The organism is Streptomyces barringtoniae (assembly GCF_020819595.1).
GTDB classification, from domain to species: Bacteria; Actinomycetota; Actinomycetes; order Streptomycetales; family Streptomycetaceae; genus Streptomyces; species Streptomyces barringtoniae.
In genome coordinates, this window is the sequence record NZ_JAJHNP010000033.1 from 25,629 (window position 1) to 42,334 (window position 16,706).

Sequence of the window (16,706 nt, forward strand, 5' to 3'; positions counted from 1 at the left end):
AGATCGGCCCGCTTCGAGCCGCAGTGGCGCTACAGGGAGATGTCGATCTGATCGACGTCGGTGAACTCCACGTCCAGGCCCTGGGCTCGGGTGTTGTCGGCCCGGAAGTACATCTCTCCCAGGCCCTCCGCCGCGATCTGCAGCAGCTGGTCCTCGGTGGCTCCGGCGTCCCGCGCCGCAAAGAGCCGCTCGGCCCAGCGGGGCGGCAGGGCCTGGGTGATGTCGCGGATGCGGGCGTCGTCGGTGGTGCCCGGGGCGGCGGTGAAGCCGAACCTGGCCCGGGTGGCGAAGACCAGGCCGTCGGTGCTGACGGCCCGCTGCTTGGCCCGCGCCCGGACCTGCGGCTGCCAGCGGCTGCGCACCTCGCGCTCGAGGCGGGCGGCGAGCTCCGGGCGAGGGTGTTTCAACTGGCCGGTCACGTACCGTTCCACGGTGCGCTGGGAGATGCCGAGCAGCTCGGCGACTCGCCTGGTGCCCTTGAGCTGCTTGACCAGATATCTCATCCGGGCCGGGGCGCTCTTGGGGATGGGACGGGTGAACGCCTGCTCCAGCGCGCGGTCCAGGCTGTCCCCTACCGAGTCCATGACCGGTTACTCCCCTTCGGCGGCGGTGCCGTCGTCCTTGATGTGGTTGGCGATGTTGAACACACCGCCGTGCTGCTCGAACTGTTCCTCCGCCCACAGCACGGTCCGTGTGCCCTGATGCTTGACCATGCCGGGGCTCACGCCCAGCCGGAACGTGCCCGGCACCGGCTTGCCTTCGGGCGTGCAGGGCAGGAAGTCCAGCGGGCTGGGGCCGGGGGAGGGGTAGACGAGGGCGTCGGTGCCGATGGCCACAGGGTAGAGATCGGTGGCGGCCGCCGTCTTCATGATCTTGCGGTGCATGCTGACCCGGACCGTCGCCAGGACGGCCGCCCGGATGTCGGGGCGCCACGTCGGGCGGGCGAGCGCCGGCCAGGGCTCGTAGTAGGGCACCTGGCCCCGGTTGCGCTGGCGCAGCTTGCCGATGCCGCCCTTGGCCGTCGCCTTGATGGCCTTGAGCACCAGGGCCAGCGTCGGATCGGCGTGCCGGGAGCGGGCCATGGCGTGCAGGAACTCCTCGCCCTGCACCGCGGTGCTCACCCCCAGGTCGGCCATGGTGGCGATGTAGGCGTCGCGCAGCCGTTTGTACCAGGGGTCGAGATAGCGGCCGGTCCGGGTGCGGACGTAGGCCTCGGCCGGCGCGACCTCGAAGCCGAGTTCCAGCGCGTACGCCACGGTCGGCGTGGCGTACCAGGCCGGGCCCTCGGGCCGGTCGCCCCTCGGTGTGAACGGCGACGGGAGCCGGTCGGCGTCCAGGGTGCGGCCGCCGACCTCCACCCGGGAGAGGTCGACGTGGGAGAGGTCCACCAGCCACGAGCCGGGCAGCGAGGGGTCGAAGCGCGGGTTGCCGGTGAGGTGGGTGGGTCCGTTCAGCCCGACGGTCAGGCCGTTGGCGGCCGCCGCGAACGCCATGTTGACGTCGATGGCGACGAGGTACGGCTGCATGCACTCGTCGTCGGTGAGCTCCCGGCACCAGTCGTACGGTTCCTCCAGCAGCATCTCGGCCGGGGTCCGCTGGTGGTGGCGGGCGAACCTGCCCTTGAGCAGCGGATGCTCGTCCGGGACCTCGCACTCGACGACGTCGTACACCTCGGTGAGGGCGTCGGCGTTCAGGGCCTGCCTGAACTCACCGGTGTCCGGGTCCTTCTCCGCGCGGGTCGGCGGGCGCAGCGCCGTCATCAGCTCCAGACCGGTGACCGCCGTGGTGCCGCGCGGGGTCATCACGCGCTCCGCGTAGGTGCCGAGGAACAGTGCGAGGTCGGCGGCCGGCATGGTCGGCAGGCGGGGGTCGTTCTTGTCGTCCCACTCCTCCACGGGCAGTGCGCCCCAGGACGGGATGCACAGCTGTACGCAGCGGCGGCGGGCGCCCTCGGGGTCGCGGTAGAGCCGCGCCCAGGGTCCGAAGCCGAGCTGGGTCAGCTGCAGTTCTGCCTTCTTGACCTGCTTGACCACCTTGTGGGTGTCCTTCAGCCGTCCGGCGCGCCGTTCCTCCGGGGACAGGGTGACGGGCAGGCCGTACCGCTCCAGGGCGGCGGGGGTGAGGACCAGCACGGGGTCGGCGTCACGGCCGTGCCGGTGCAGCCGGGACTGGCCGAGCCTGCCCTCGGTCAGCGTCCAGTCCACCAGGGCCGGGATGCTCCTGGCGGGGACGTCGAGGATCAGGCCGCCCACGCAGTAGGCCACCACCTGGTCGCCGTCGAGGCCGATGACGGCGAGGGGGCCGTTCTCGAAGCGGGGAGCGGTGGTCTCGGCCGTGGCCTCGGAGGGGGCAGGTGTCCTGGGGGGCTTCCTCGGCGCGGTCCTCGGGAGGGGCCTGGTCGCGGGCCTCGGCCCGGTCTGGGGGGTGTTCTCGGGCGGGGCCTCGGCCTCCGTCCGCGTGTCCGGCTGCGGCAGGGGGGCTGCGGGCTCCGGGAGGGAGGCGGCGGGGAGCGGGGGAGTGGGTGCCGGAGGCGGGGGAGGGGTGGACGACTCCTGAGGGGGCAGGGCCGGAGCGGGGAAACGTTCGGCCAGCTTTTCCAGGAAGCGGGCGTAAGCGGCCCGTTGGGGCGGGCGGGGCTCGTTCCTGCCCGACTCCCAGCTCGCGACCGTCTCGCGGCGGGTCGCCAGTGCGGCCGCGACCTGAGTCTGGCTCAGCCCCGCGGCCTCCCGCAGGCGCCTGCGTTCGGCGGGCGAGGGCAGGTCGTTCTGGGCGACTTCCTCCAGGAGCGCGTCGACCGCGCTGAACAGCTCGTCCTGAGTGGGCACGGAGCTCACCTCCAGCTCACACCCTATCCCGATCGCTCTCCGGATCCCCCGTCGAATCGCTCGCGGATCGCACACGACTTCAGCGGGCAGAGGGGCTGAGCGGGCAGGGACCGAGGGATCAGGGACTGAAGGTGCAGGACCCGGAGGGACTTTGGTCCCTGGAGCGTTTTACCTGGTCAGAGCGGTTTCGTAGCGCCGAGCAGGGACTGTAGGGACTCAACTCCGCCATTATGACGTGAACTCAGAGGGGGGATTCGTACGCGGGCGCGCGTGTGAAGAAGAACAAGATCAATAATGCTAGTTCAGCTCATAACTGGGCACTTTCAGTCCCTTCAGTCCCTGTCGGAGCCACGAGAGCCATGCTGACCTGGTCTTTTCCCGCAAGGGACCCAAGGGGCCGAAGGGACCCTGGCAAGGGGCGGACTTCGGTCCCTGGTCCGTGGGGGTGTCCCCGCGCTGGCGCTTCGCTCGAACTTGACTCGAAAGTCCCTTCGGTCACTCAGAAAATGCGATAAACCGGCTTCTTCTGAGGAGTCCGTGGGCCGTCGAGCCCTCCGCAGGGACTCAAGGGACCGAACACTCCGATACGACGGCACACGGGAGGGAGCTACGCCGTCCCGGGGCGGGGCGGCCCTAGACTCTGTGCGAAAGACAGTCCCTTCGGTCCCTCAAAATGCCTCACGCCCCTGCCTCGCCTGGTGTTTTGCCCCCGTGCAGGGACCGAGAACAACAGCGACGAGGACGATCCACGTGCCGTGCCCCGGTCAGACCCCCGCGCCTGCCTCGCAGGCCAGGCAGGCGACACCGCATGCCGTGGCCCGCTGGTGTGCCCTGCAGGGCTGGCCGGTCCATCCGCTGGCACCGGGGCGCAAGACGCCTGCCGCGAACTGCCCGGCCTGCAGGGACCGAAGCCATGACCCGCGCTCGTGCCCGTGTCCGGCCGAGGGCCGGGCCTGCCATGGCTTTCATGCCGCGACGACCGATCGGGAGCGCATCGACGCCTGGTGGGGGCAGAGTCCCTCGGCCGGTGTCGGCGTCGCCTGCGGCCCCGCGGGACTCGTCGTCATCGATGTCGACGCCCATCCCGCCCCGGTGCCGGACCGCAGTCGGCTGCTGCCCGGCATCCCCATCCACGAGACCGTGGATCTGGCCGGTCTCGCCTCGGGGTTCGACACGCTGGCGCTGCTGGCGGCCTTCCGCGGGCAGCCCGACCCAACCCGCGACGAGGGCACGCTGCGGGTGCGGACCCCGTCGGGCGGCCTGCACATCTGGTACCGGGTCGGCGCGCCGGACACGCGGTTCCGCTGCTCGACGGGGTCCAGTCCGAAGGTGGCGCTGGCCTGGCAGGTCGACGTACGGGCACACGGCGGGTACATCGTCGCGCCCGGCACACGTACCGCTCGGGGCACGTACGAGGCGGAGGGTCCCGCCCGGACACCGGCGCCGCTGCCCGCGTGGCTGCACGCCGAGTTGGTGCGTACCGGGCATCTGATCGCTCCTCCGGCGCCGCGGCCGCCCTCCGGCGTTCTGGCAGCGCGGCGCAGGGGGCGTGGAACTGCCGCACGGCGGGTGCTCACGCCGCTGGTGGAGGAGGTTGTGCGCTGCGGGACCGCACCGGAGGGCACCGGGTTCACCGAGAAACTCAACCGGGCCGCGTACACGGCCGGTGGGCTGGTGGCCGCCGGGCACCTGGAGCACGGGGAGATACGCGAGGAGTTGCTGGCCGCGGCACACCGGGCGCGTCCCTGGCAGGAACGCCGTAACGAGAAGATCATCGATGACGGGCTCGCCGCAGGGGGCGCGCGCCCATTCCACCTCGAAGGACGTACATGAGCAGCGCCGAGAGCACGCCGCGGTTCGATCCCAAGGCTGCCGCTCAGCAGATGCTCGAGCTGCAGGAGAACGAGCCGGTCGCCGCAGTCCTGCCCGCGCAGGGCTCCCCGCCCCAGGTCTTCTCGGCGCCGGACAGCGCACGGCAGGAACCGGTGCTGCTGCCGCCGCACTTGAGCGACCGAGGCAACGCCCGGCTGTTCGTGCAGCTGTACCGTGACCGGTTCCGGCACGTCGAGGGGCTGGGGTGGTTCGCCTGGGACGGCTACCGCTGGAAGCGCACCGGCGGCGAGAAGGCAGCCCTGTGGGCGGCGGGGGAGATGGCCGAGGACCTGCCGCAGACCGACCCGCTCGGGCGGTACGGCGACCGCGAACTGGCCACGCACAAACGGCGGACGCTGTCCACGACGGGCATAAAGGCGCTGCTCACCCAGGCCAAGGCCGCCCCGGATCTGTCGGTCGATCCCGACACGCTGGACGGAGACCCGTACACGCTGTGCACTCCGGGCGGTGTGGTCGATCTGCGCACCGGTCAGCTGAACAAGCCCGATCCGAGGCGGGACTTCCACTCCCGGGCCACCAGTGTCGCGCCGCAGCGGATGCCCACCCCCCGGTGGGAACGCTTCCTGGCCGACACCTTCGGCGACGACGCCGAGGGCCGGGAGACGATCGGCTTCCTGCACCTGCTGCTGGGCTACTCCATCACCGGTGACGTCGGTGCCCAGGTCCTGCCCTTCCTGCACGGCGAGGGCAAGAACGGCAAGTCCGTGCTGCTCGACACCATGATCCAGATCCTGGGCGACTACGCGGACGCCGCGCCCCCGGGCTTTCTGATGGACCGTGGTGCCTTCTCCGAGCACTCCACCGAACTGACGGAGCTGCACGGCCGGCGCCTGGTGGTGTGCAGCGAGCTGAAGCCCAACGACAAGTTCGACGAGGCCCGGGTCCGCCTCCTGACCGGCGGCGACAAGATCAAGGCCAGGCGGATGCGGCAGGACTACTTCTCGTTCACGCCCACCCACCATCTGTGGCTGCTGGGCAACCACCGGCCCGAGGTGTCCACGGGCGGTTTCGCGTTCTGGCGGCGCATCCGGCTGATCCCCTTCACCCGGATCGTGCCCGCCGAGCGGCGCATCGACAACCTCGCCTTCGAGCTGGTCCGCGACGAGGGCCCCGGCATCCTCAACTGGCTGGTCGAGGGCGCGCGCCACTACCTGGCCACCCGGGACCCGCTCGACGGGCCCGACCGGGTGCGGGTGGCGACGACGGAGTACGCGCAGACCGAGGACCACATCGGCCGTTTCCTGAGCGAGTGCTGCATCCGGGAGACCGCCAGCCCGGCCGAGCTGCGTGTGGAGCAGGCCCTGCTCTACAGCGCGTATCAGGGGTGGTGCACCGCGGGCGAGGGCATCCGGCCGGCCAGTCCGCGGGCCTTCGCCACGCGCGTCCGGCAGGAGCTCGGCCTCACCTCTCCCGCCGCCATGATCAAGTCCAACGGCCGCAAGTACTACCCGGGGATCGCCCTCACGGGGGCCGAATGACCACCCTGCCCCGCCCGCAGGCCGTACAGCCCCTTCCGCAGGCCGTACGGCGGCTCCTGGGCCCCGCGCGGGGGCCCTCCTACGATGGAGGGCGAACGGCCGTTCCCGCGGCTCTGTTCCGCCCCGCCCGCCGGGACGCGGACCACCACACGACGCACACACGCCAGGCCGGGCCCGCTGCCGGGGACCGGTCGATGAAGGAGGGGCTGGAGCCATGAGCTCGCTTCTGAACGAGAGCGACCTCATCCACGAAGCCGAGGTGGTGTGGCTGGAGCCCCTGGACGGCCTCGACTACGTACGCCAGGCGCTCGACAAGACCAAACGCCGCAACACCAAGCCGCCGTACGCCCGGGACGGACGCATGGTCGGCTACGCGGTCCTCGACGACGGGGCCGAGGCCGATCCCGACAGCGGGTTGTACCGGCGGCGGGTGTTCTTCCTGCTTCCCCACGACCGGGACAGCCTTCCCGAGGGGCTGTACCGGGAAGGGGCGCCCGGTGAGGCCGTGGATCCGCGCACGATCGAGCCCAGGAGGCCCGGGAGCAAGACGCCCCGGTCGCAGCGCGGGCCGTCTGCCATAGCCGCCGCGTCCTGAACCGCGGTGCGGCCGTTGAGTCGCTGCGGTTCGGTCGCTTCGGTCGCTGGTTCCGGGTGGACGGCCTGGTGAAGAAACGGTCATCCAGGTTCGGTCCAGAGTCGCTTGAGTAGCTCGGGTCGCTCCGGGTGCAGCGACCCAAGAACGGCGATCGGGGGGCAGCGACTGAAGGACAGCGACTGAACGAGGGTTGGGTAGCTGTTGGGTCGCTGCTCAGTCGCTGGGTGAAAGGCCAGGTCAGGGGCCTGTTGGGGGCGGAACAGCGACTGAAGCGACTCAAGTTCCGGGTATATGGAGACATTCGCGTGTGTGCGTGTATGCGCGTGCGCGTGTGTATGGCGTTATATGCAGGGATTTTGAGTCGCTTCAGTCGCTAATTGGGGGGTAGTTGGGGCTTGACCTGCGGTTTTGGCAGCGACTCAAGCAGCGACTCAAGCAGCGACCGAAGAAGTTCGGTCGCTGTGGGCTCGTTGTGGGTCGCTGCAGCACTCCGGATGCGGAATGGCTTCTTCGTTCACTTGGCCCCGCCTTTATCAGTGCTTCGCTAGTGTGTTCCTATCCTTGAGTCGCTTCGGTCGCTGACGGGGGAAACACAATGACCGATGAGCTGCGGGCTTTGCGCAGCGACTCACTGCGGCCCGCTGCTGTCGGAGCGGGCGTCTCGCAGTCCTTGGCCATCGCCCGGTGGTGCGCCGGCCGCGGCTGGCCGGTCCATCCGCTGGCCCCAGGACGCAAGACGCCCGCAGGCAACTGCGCGGCCTGCCGTGAGCCCGGGCACACCTACCGGGGATGCCGCTGTCCCGCCGCCGGGCGCTGGTGCCACGGATTCCGGGCCGCCACGCTGGACTTCGCCCGGATCGAGCAGTGGTGGGGCGCCCATCCGGAGTTCGGGGTCGGCATCGCCTGCGGGCCCGCCGGGCTGGTCGTCGTCGACATCGACGCCCACGCCCGGCAGCTGCCCGGACGTGACCGTCTGCTGCCCGGCATCGACATCGCCGACACCGTGGACCTGACCGGGCTCGCCAACGGGTTCCACACGATCGGAGTGCTGGCCGCACTGCGCGGTGCGACCTCTCCCGCGGACGACGGGACGACCCTGCGGGTGCGCACGCCCTCCGGCGGGCTGCACGTGTGGTACCGGGCCTTAGGAGGGCGCCGCTGGCAGTGCTCCTCCGGCTCGGGCGGCGGCCGGGCACTGGCCTGGCAGGTCGACGTACGGGCGCACGGCGGGTACATCGTCGCCCCGGGCACCGTGACCGAGGCCGGTGCGTACGAGGCCCTGGGCACGGCACGTGAGCCCGTACCGTTGCCCGCCTGGCTCGGGCGGGAACTGGAGCGCACCGGCCATCTGCCGCCCGCGCACCTGCCCGCGCCCCGGCCGGTGCCGCCACGGGCCCGCCAGGCCGTCCTGGCTGCCGGAGGCGGCCGCGGAGCCGCCGGCCGGGTGCTGGCCCCTCTGGTGGCCGAGGTGGCCGCTTGCGGCGCCGTCCCGGAGGGAGCGGGATTCACCGAGAAGCTCAACCGGGCGGCGTACACCGCCGGCGGGCTCGTCGCCGCGGGCCTGCTGGACGCCGGCGACGCCGAGCGGGTCCTGCGGGAGGCGGCCGGGCAGGCCCGGCCCGGGCAGGAGCGGCGCTACGGCGCCGTCATCCGCAGCGGGCTGAGCGCCGGCCGTACCCGTCCACTGGCCCCGGGAGGCCGCTCGTGACGGGCCACGACAACGCCCTCTTCGACGCCGGCTCGGTCGCCGCGCAGATCCTGGCCCAGAGCGTCCCCCAGGCGCGCAAGGAGGCCCAGAGCGTCCCCGAGGCATACATGGAGACCCAGACCGTCCCCCGGGCCCGTACGAAGCCCCAGGGCGCCTCCAGGCCCGCCGGTGAGGCCACCGCCGACGGGCTGCTGCCCGACACCCTCAGCGACCGGGGCAACGCCAAGCTGTTCGTGGGTCTCTACGCCAACGACTACCGGCACGTGCCGGGGCTCGGCTGGTTCCGGTGGGACAGCACCCGCTGGCAGATCGACGAGGACGACACCGTGCTGTGGGCCGCCGGCGACCTGGCGGAGTCCCTCGCCACCACCGATCCGCGGGGGGTGCACAGCACGACCGCCCTGCAGCAGCACCGCCGGCGCGCGCTGAGCACCAGCGGGATGAACGCGATGCTCACCCAGGCCAAGTCCGCCCCCGGCATGGTGCTCAACGCGGCGCTGCTGGACGCCGATCCGTACGCGCTGTGCACGCCCGGCGGCATCGTCGACCTGCGCAGCGGGCTCAAGCGCCTGCCGGACCCGAACAAGGACTTCCACTCCCGCTCCACCACCGTCACGCCCGAGGCGATGCCGACGCCGCGCTGGGACCGGTTTCTCACCGACACCTTCGGGGAGGGACCCGAGGGCGCGGAGATGATCGACTTCCTGCACCTGCTGCTGGGCTACTCCATCACCGGTGACGTCGGTGCCCAGGTCATGCCCTTCCTGTTCGGCTCCGGCAAGAACGGCAAGTCGGTGCTGCTGGATGTGGTGATGAAGCTCGTCGGCGACTACGCGGACGCCGCGCCGCCCGGGTTCCTCATGGCCCGGCCCTACGAGGGACACCCCACCGACCTCGCCGAGCTGCACGGGCGCCGGGTCATCGTGTGCAGCGAGGTCAAGCCGGGGGACCGGTTCGACGAGGCCCGGGTGAAGCTGCTGACCGGCGGCGACCGCATCAAGGCACGGCGGATGCGGCAGGACTTCTTCAGCTTCCAGCCGACCCACAAGCTGTGGCTGCTGGGCAACCACCGGCCCGAGGTGGGGACGGGCGGGTTCGCGTTCTGGCGGCGGATGCGGCTGATCCCCTTCGAGCGGGTCGTACCGGACCACCGGAAGGTCGACAACCTGGCGGACATCCTCGTGACCGAGGAAGGGGCGGGCATCCTCAACTGGCTCGTCGCCGGGGCGCGGCGCTACCTCGGCGGAGAGAAGGACCTGCTGGGCCCGGAGGCCGTGCGCATCGCCACCACGGCGTACGCGGAGACCGAGGACCACATCGGGCGCTTCCTGGGCGACACCTGCAGGCGTGAGCCGGGTCTGAGGGCGGAACAGGCCGGTCTCTACGCGGCCTACAGGACATGGTGTCAGAATGAGGGAGCCCCGGCCGTCTCGTCCCGGTCCTTCGCCGCGCGGGTCCGGGAGGTGGTGGGACTGGCGTCTCCGAAGCAGATGATCCTGTCCAACCAGCGCAAGTACTACCCGGGCATCGGGTTGGCCGCCGACGAGGAGACAGCATGAGCGCCCTCATAGCCGATGACGAGATCGTCCACGAAGTCGGCCTCGTCTGGCTCGAGGACACCAGCGGACTGGACTACGTCCGGCAGAGCCTGGACCGGCTGCCGACCCGTCAGGGCAGGCCCGCCTACCACCGCGACGGCCGCATGGTCGGCTATGCGCTGCTCGGGCCGAAGGCCAAGCCGTCCCGTTCGTCCGGGACCTTCCGCCGGCGGGTGTTCTGGCTGCTGCCGCACGACCGGGACACCGTTCCCGACGGGCTGTACGCCACGGGGGCGCCCGCCGAGGCCGTCGATCCGCGCACCCTGGCGCCGGGGAGCAAGGGGCGCAAGACGGAGCGGTCGGAGGGCGGGGAGGCCTCGTCCCGGCCGGGGGCATCGCTGTCGACGTAGCCGGCCCGGCGTGGTCGTTTCCAGCGGGCGAACGCCCGGACGGGCCTTGTGTCGAAAAGGTGCTGAGGGACAGCCGGTCCGGGCAGCAGTGAGGGCTGTTCGAACCGACTGTCACGGTGAGTGGAACGGGGGAGGGCCGCTCATGGGTGTCACGTCCATGGAGCCCGGGGAGGGTGCCGTACGGCTGTCACGCGCACGGGCGCGCGAGCGGCCGGTGTGGCCTGGTGCCACCGTCTGCGTGTTGCGGCGCCCGCGTCGCGCAGACGGTGGCAAGTGACGGGCAGGGCGGGCCGGAGGGGTTCTCGGCCGCCTTCAGAAGGTCTGCCCGGTGAGAGTGGAGACGAAGACCGTCTCTCCGTCCTGGCGGCCGGTGACTCCGACGGTCATGAAATCCCCGCCCTCGGGCGAGACCCGCGTGATCTCCAGCCAGCACGGCCGGTCGAATTCGGCGTAGCGGAAGAACTCGGTGGAGGCGTTCGTGGGCTTCAGCCGCTTCGGTGCGAGCGAGGCGGAGGCCGCCTGCCGCGCGCCTTCCAGCAGGACCATGCCGGGAATGTGGTCGTCGGCGTGGTCGAAGAAGATCGGGTGTGTCAGGTCGGGAGTGAGCAGCCAGCGGCCGGGTGTGTCCGTGGGGGAGAGCACCACGTCCGTTGCGGAGGTGCGCCCGACGGTCACCGGCGCGAGCGGAGCGCGGCTCTCGGATATCGCGAAGGCCTCGCCCGACCACGGCGTGCGGTTCGAGCGCAGCCTGCCGTACACCGCCTGCGGGATGGTGGAGATGGAGCCTCCCCCGTGTGCGACGAGGGCTCCGTCGCGGTGGATGGACATCTCGAACCGCAGCCAACTGGCCGCTCCCCGCCGCCAGGTGATCTCCGAGCACCTGGCGGACAGGACGAAGTCCGTCGGCGTCAGGGTGATGCCCATGTTCTTGGAGTGTGTCGTGTAGCTGAGGTTCCACATCACGAGCCGGTGGCTGAGCGGAACACCCAGTTCCGCGTGGGCGATGAACATCCCTGCCTGGCGAAACGTCTCTGCAACCTGGAGCGGATCGTGGGCGCTCCCGTCGGTGCTGTTGAACAGAGTGTGGGCGCGCGGCCACTGCCCCGTGAGGGAGAAGTTGTGCTGCTGCTGGGCGGTGCAGCCGGTGAGGAACACCTCGGCCAGGCTGGCGCGGTGCACGTATTCCTTCGGGACCGTCGTGGTCAGCCGAGGAAGTGCGGACAGTCCGACTCTGTGTGGTGCCGAACCAAGTCCCATCAAAGACCCCCGGTTTGAAGCACTGTTCGACGACGTCTCATAAGATACGGACCTACCGGTTTTCTAGGCGAGCCAGTAAGGTAAAGGATTGACCAAGTGTCGTGACGGAGGGTGAAGGGATGGTTCCGGTTGTGGTGATTAACTTAGGCAGGTCACCGTAGGGTTAGCGGGTTAAACACGGCAAATTGGACAAGGCTTGTGTTCGATCTGTTGATGTTGTGGACTTCGCTCTTGCATTAAAAAACCCGTTTCGCGGTTTCTTTTGGTCTCACAGGAGGCAGCTGTGCACAAGCTCCCCGTTCCCCTGGTCCTGGACCCGTCCGGCCAGGACCTGCACGGCGAGGCCGCTGTTCTGCGGCAGCTCGGTCCGGTTGCCCAAGTCGTGCTGCCGGGCGGGGTGAAGGCCTGGTCGGTGAACCGACTGGACCTGATCAAGCAGGTGATGACGGACCCGGCCGTGTCCAAGGACGCCTACCAGCACTGGCCCGCGTGGATAAGCCGTGAGGTGGACGACTCGTGGCCGCTCGCCATGTGGGTGTCGGTGCGCAGCATGCTCACCGCGTACGGCCCGGACCACACCCGGCTCCGCAAGCTGATCGCCGGAGCGTTCACCACCCGGCGCGTGACGGATCTGCAGCCCCGTATCAGGGCGATCACCGACGAGCTGCTCAGCCGCCTGGAACGCCGTCCGGCGGATCAACCCGTCGACCTGCGCAGGGAGTTCGCCTACGAGCTGCCCCTGCAGGTGATCTCGGAGATGCTCGGCCTGGACGACGAGGAGCGGCACGACTTCCACCGGGTGGTCAACACCCTGTTCACCACCTCGACCACGCCCGAGAAGGCGCAGCAGAACCAGATCGAGCTGTACGGACTCCTGAACAACCTGGTGCGGCGCAAACGCACCGAGCCGGCCGCCGATCTCACCAGCGCCCTGATCGCCATGCGGGACGAGGACGGGGGAGGGCTGACCGAGAAGGAACTCGTGGACACGCTCCACCTGATCCTGGGCGCAGGACACGAGACGACCATCAACCTCCTCGACCACGCCATCTGCGCACTGCTCACTCATCCCGAGCAGCTCCGGCTCGTCCGCGAGGGTGCTGTCACCTGGGAGGCCGTGGTGGACGAGACGCTGCGCTGCCAGGCCCCGGTGGCCAACATCCCGCTGCGCTTCGCCATCGAGGACATCGAACTGGACGGGACCGTGGTCCCCGCCGGGGAGCCGATTCTCCTGTCGCTCGTCGCCGCCGGCCGCGACCCGGGCACCCACGGTCCCGACGCCGACACCTTCGACGTGACCCGCGCGCGCCGCGAACACGTCTCCTTCGGCCACGGTGTGCACCACTGCCTGGGCCGTCCGCTGGCCATGAGCGAGGCGACCATCGCCCTGCCGGCTCTCTTCGAGCGCTTCCCGCACCTCCGGCTGGCCGTGCCGGCCCACGAGTTGCGCCGTTCGGAGTCCTTCATCTCCAGTGGGCACGCCGAACTCCCCGTCCTGCTGACGCCTGAGAGCTGACCTTCCTCATCACCCCAGGGAGAACTCCTGTGTCACACCCTCCGCTGCGCACCCTGCGGCTCGCGGCCGTCAACATCGACGGCGTCCTGCTGAACGACACCTTCAGCCCGGTCATCCACCGACTGGTCCTCCAGCACGGCCTCACCTACACCGCCGACCTTGAGCGGGCCTTCCTCTCCCAGCACCAACTGACCGCCGCCCAGGCCTTCGCGGAAGCGACCGGGAGCACGGCCGGTCCCCAGGAGATACTCGCGGCCTACTTCACGGAACGTGAGCGGTACCTGCGCACAGACCCGTTGCGGCTGCTCGACGGGGCGGTCGCGCTCCTTCAACGGCTGCGGGCACTGGGGCTCGAGATCGTGTGCTACGGCGGTCTGGACAAGGACCACTTCGAGAGTCACCTCGGGTCGTGGGCCTCCCTCTTCACCGAGCCGCGCTACATCTGCACCAATGACTTCCGCCCGGGCGTCCGTGAGATAACCCAGGACTTCTTCGGCCTGGCCCCCGCCCAGGTGGTCTTCATCGACGATGTGGCGGCCGTGGCCGAACGGGCCCGGGAACTGGATGTCCCCTTCATCGGGCACCCCAGTTCCTTCGCGCACGGATTCCAGCGGAGCCTCATGCGGCAGGCGGGTGTCCGGCACATCGTGTCGAGCCTGTCCGGCATCGACGAGCAACTGCTCCGTGCCGTGGACCGCGAGGCCGGCGAGGGCAGCGTGTGGCAGCAGGACGAGGGCATCGGGGCCGCTGGTGCGCTCGGGCGGGAGGAGCTTTCGTGACCGCCGACAGAGATACGGCTCCGCTGGCCGGCAAGGTCGCGTTCATCACCGGGGCGAGCAGCGGCATCGGCGCCGCCGCGGCGCGCGTGTTCGCCGGCCAGGGGGCCGCGGTCGTTCTCTGCGCCCGCCGCGAGGAGCGGTTGCTGGACCTTGTCGCCCAACTGCGTCAGGCCGGGGCGGAAGCGAGCCACTGGGTCGCGGACGTGCGCAGCGGCGAGGAGGTCCGACGCGCGGTCGAACACGCCGTGGAGCGCCACGGACGCCTGGACATTGCCTTCAACAATGCCGGTGCGGGGGTCCCGAAGGAGCCCCTGCACCGGCTCGGGGACGACGCCTACGACTTGGTCATGGACACCAACGTGCGCGGTGTGTGGAACTGCATGCGTCACGAGATCACGGCGATGCTGGCGGGCGGTGGCGGGGCGATCGTCAACACCAGCAGTGTCGGCGGGCTGGTCGCCTCCTCGACGGCCGCGCCCTACATCGCCGCCAAGCACGCAGTGATCGGACTGACGAAGGCGGCGGCTGTGGAGTACGCCCCGCACGGCATACGGGTCAATGCGATCGCTCCGGGACTCACGCGCTCCGAAATGATCGACGAGTGGTTCAGGCACAGCCCGGAAGCAGAGGAACGTGCCTACCGCTCCGCGCCCCAGGGCCGGGCCGCCGATCCCGTGGAGGTCGCCGAGACGGCCGCCTGGCTGGGCAGTGACAAGGCGAGCTTCGTCACCGGCGCGACGCTGCCCGTGGACGGCGGCCGAACCGCATGGTGAACCCGGGCCGCGCACCGGACCGGACGCCATGTTTGTCGCCGCGTGGCTGAGGTAACGAGGTGTAGAGAGGGTAAGGTACGTAGCGTTCGGTTTTAATTTCTCTGCTAGGGAGGGTCCCATGGCACGGCAAGAGCGTGCGGTACGGACCCGACGTGCTGTTATTCAGGCCGCGGCAGAGGTCTTCGCCGAGCGGGGCTACGCGGCGGCGACCATCGCGGAGATCCTGGACCGGGCCGGTGTCACCAAGGGCGCTCTGTACTTCCACTTCGACTCGAAAGAGGCCCTGGCCCGCGGTGTGATCGAGGCGCAGATCTCCAGCAGCGCCTGGACACCGCGCGAGCTGAAGCTCCAGGAGTGGGTGGACGTGGGCATGGTGCTGGCCCACCAGATTCCGAGGGACGTGATTCTCCTGGCGGGCATCCGCCTGTCGGCGGACCTGCAGGGCCGCCGCATGTTCGGCAGTGCCTGGCCCGCCTGGATCGAGCTGTCCACCAAGCTTCTGGCCGAGGCCAAGGAGCGTGGCGAGGTCATGCCGCACGTCGTCCCCGCCGAGTCGGCCGAGTGCTTCCTCGGAGCATGGATCGGCACGCAGATGTTCTCCGAGGCCTCCAGCGACTGGTCGGACCTGAGCGAGAGGATCTCCGTCCTCTTCAACCACATGCTGCCGGCCATCGCCACGCCCGCGGCGTTGATCAGACTGGACACGGCGCCCGACCGGGGCGCCCGGGTCATCGATGAAGCGAGGCGCGCCGAGGCGCTCGTGGCAACCGAGTCCTGACAAGCGGCCCTCTGCGGCGAGCTTGAAAAGGGCAGCGTTCTGAAACCGGACAGAAGGTTTCATGCGCTGCCCTTTCTTCGTCGCCGTTTCTCGTGGGACAGGAGTATGGAACAGACTACGTGTGCTGTTTAGTTGATGATCAATTGTCGGTCTTGATGTGGTCCCAAGGCGGCTCCAGGAGCCTGAACAGGGGGCTTTACTCTTCCCGGCAGAAGCTCGCGGAAGCTGCTCTCGGCGACGACTCGCTTCTAAACCAACCAGTCATGCGGTTTAATATGATCCTGCGTGAGAGAACGGGACGGAGGAGGACGCGGTGGTCAAGCAGGTGCGGGCGGCTCGTACGCGTCAGACTCTCATCGTCGCGGCGGCCGAGATCTTCGCCGACGAGGGCTATGTACTGGCCACTCTGCCCGCCATCAGCAAGCGGGCCGGAGTCAGTTCCGGAGCTTTGCACTTCCACTTCGCGAGCAAGGACTCCCTGGCCGCGGAGGTGGAGGCCGAGGCCGCGGAGTCGGTGCGCAAGCTGGCCGAGCGCTGCCGCTCCGAGGCCCACACCTCCTTGCAGGCGCTCGTGGACACCACCTGCCGCCTGCTGCTCGTCCTCGCCGCCGATCCCGTCGTCAGGGCCGGCTTCAGGCTGAGCTGCGATCCCTCCCGCAAGGGTGGGGCGGAGATGCTGCACTGGTGGCACACGCTGGTGCACGAGTTGATCACGCAGGCCGAGCGAGCGGGCGAACTGGCGCACGACGTCTCGCCGGAGGCTGCGACGGTCGCCGTCGTGGCCGCCACCCTCGGTTTCCAGGCCGCCGGTGCGGCGGACCGCGCCTGGCTCGCGGCGGAGCGCGTGGCGCAGTTCTGGACCTTCATCCTGCCGCGGCTCGCGTCGTCCCCAGAGCACGGCCTGGTGCCGACCGGTCCGGGGGTGGCCCGGACCAACAGCCCGGGTGGGTCCGCTCACACGGTTGCAAACAGTTGACACCACGGTGGGGCCGGCTCGCCGCTGCGGCTCTCGGCGATGCCGGAGCCCGTGCCGGCAGCGGGCGTCCGGCCGCCTCGACGGGTTCTCGGGTCTGCCTGGAATTCAAGTTGGGCAACCGGTATGGGATTGACATACCGCACGCGCTGTTTTTTACTGGGGGGTGCTAGGGGAACGCTT

The 16,706-nt window shown here is 70.0% G+C and carries 14 protein-coding genes; 11 read left to right on the forward strand and 3 right to left on the reverse strand.

The window, feature by feature from the left end; genetic code table 11:
• Window positions 1-29: 29 nt before the first annotated feature.
• Window positions 30-584, reverse strand: coding sequence for a telomere-protecting terminal protein Tpg (gene tpg, locus LMU33_RS38280; protein ID WP_228626280.1), 555 nt, complete (start codon window positions 582-584; stop codon window positions 30-32).
• Between the two features lie 6 nt (window positions 585-590).
• A complete protein-coding gene (gene tap / locus LMU33_RS38285) occupies window positions 591-2,825 on the reverse strand; it encodes a telomere-associated protein Tap (RefSeq protein WP_228626282.1) in 2,235 nt (744 codons plus the stop codon).
• 813 nt (window positions 2,826-3,638) lie between these two features.
• Here tap and LMU33_RS38290 point away from each other — a divergent pair.
• From LMU33_RS38290 to LMU33_RS38315, 6 genes are all read left to right on the forward strand, one after another.
• Window positions 3,639-4,658 carry a bifunctional DNA primase/polymerase gene (locus LMU33_RS38290; protein WP_228626285.1) on the forward strand — a complete coding sequence of 340 codons (1,020 nt, stop codon included), beginning with the start codon at window positions 3,639-3,641 and terminating at the stop codon, window positions 4,656-4,658.
• The gene (locus tag LMU33_RS38295; RefSeq protein ID WP_228626287.1) at window positions 4,655-6,196 is read left to right on the forward strand and encodes a DNA primase family protein; all 1,542 of its coding nucleotides are present in this window, start codon (window positions 4,655-4,657) and stop codon (window positions 6,194-6,196) included. Before LMU33_RS38290 ends, LMU33_RS38295 begins: the two co-directional genes overlap by 4 nt.
• A 214-nt stretch (window positions 6,197-6,410) precedes the next feature.
• A complete protein-coding gene (locus LMU33_RS38300) occupies window positions 6,411-6,791 on the forward strand; it encodes a DUF6009 family protein (RefSeq protein WP_228626290.1) in 381 nt (126 codons plus the stop codon).
• A 595-nt stretch (window positions 6,792-7,386) separates the two neighbouring features.
• The gene (locus LMU33_RS38305) at window positions 7,387-8,499 is read left to right on the forward strand and encodes a bifunctional DNA primase/polymerase (protein WP_228626292.1); all 1,113 of its coding nucleotides are present in this window, start codon (window positions 7,387-7,389) and stop codon (window positions 8,497-8,499) included.
• Complete coding sequence (locus LMU33_RS38310; protein WP_443728986.1) at window positions 8,496-10,058, forward strand: DNA primase family protein; 1,563 nt, start codon at window positions 8,496-8,498, stop codon at window positions 10,056-10,058. The genes LMU33_RS38305 and LMU33_RS38310 overlap by 4 nt, the downstream gene beginning before the upstream one ends.
• A complete protein-coding gene (locus LMU33_RS38315) occupies window positions 10,055-10,447 on the forward strand; it encodes a DUF6009 family protein (protein WP_228626295.1) in 393 nt (130 codons plus the stop codon). The genes LMU33_RS38310 and LMU33_RS38315 overlap by 4 nt, the downstream gene beginning before the upstream one ends.
• 312 nt (window positions 10,448-10,759) lie before the next feature.
• Here LMU33_RS38315 and LMU33_RS38320 read toward each other — a convergent pair whose 3' ends face one another.
• Window positions 10,760-11,704 carry a ScbA/BarX family gamma-butyrolactone biosynthesis protein gene (locus LMU33_RS38320; RefSeq protein WP_228626296.1) on the reverse strand — a complete coding sequence of 315 codons (945 nt, stop codon included), beginning with the start codon at window positions 11,702-11,704 and terminating at the stop codon, window positions 10,760-10,762.
• A 283-nt stretch (window positions 11,705-11,987) separates the two neighbouring features.
• On the opposite strand from LMU33_RS38320, the gene LMU33_RS38325 reads away from it, so the two are divergent.
• From LMU33_RS38325 to LMU33_RS38345, 5 genes are all read left to right on the forward strand, one after another.
• On the forward strand, window positions 11,988-13,220 hold the full coding sequence (locus LMU33_RS38325; protein ID WP_228626299.1) for a cytochrome P450 family protein: 1,233 nt from the start codon (window positions 11,988-11,990) through the stop codon (window positions 13,218-13,220).
• A 29-nt stretch (window positions 13,221-13,249) separates the two neighbouring features.
• Complete coding sequence (locus LMU33_RS38330) at window positions 13,250-13,999, forward strand: HAD family phosphatase (RefSeq protein ID WP_228626302.1); 750 nt, start codon at window positions 13,250-13,252, stop codon at window positions 13,997-13,999.
• Complete coding sequence (locus LMU33_RS38335) at window positions 13,996-14,772, forward strand: SDR family NAD(P)-dependent oxidoreductase (RefSeq protein WP_228626305.1); 777 nt, start codon at window positions 13,996-13,998, stop codon at window positions 14,770-14,772. The genes LMU33_RS38330 and LMU33_RS38335 overlap by 4 nt, the downstream gene beginning before the upstream one ends.
• Before the next feature lie 118 nt (window positions 14,773-14,890).
• Complete coding sequence (locus LMU33_RS38340) at window positions 14,891-15,550, forward strand: ScbR family autoregulator-binding transcription factor (protein ID WP_228626308.1); 660 nt, start codon at window positions 14,891-14,893, stop codon at window positions 15,548-15,550.
• 313 nt (window positions 15,551-15,863) lie between these two features.
• Window positions 15,864-16,526 carry a ScbR family autoregulator-binding transcription factor gene (locus LMU33_RS38345; RefSeq protein ID WP_228626311.1) on the forward strand — a complete coding sequence of 221 codons (663 nt, stop codon included), beginning with the start codon at window positions 15,864-15,866 and terminating at the stop codon, window positions 16,524-16,526.
• The last annotated feature ends 180 nt before the right edge of the window (window positions 16,527-16,706 follow it).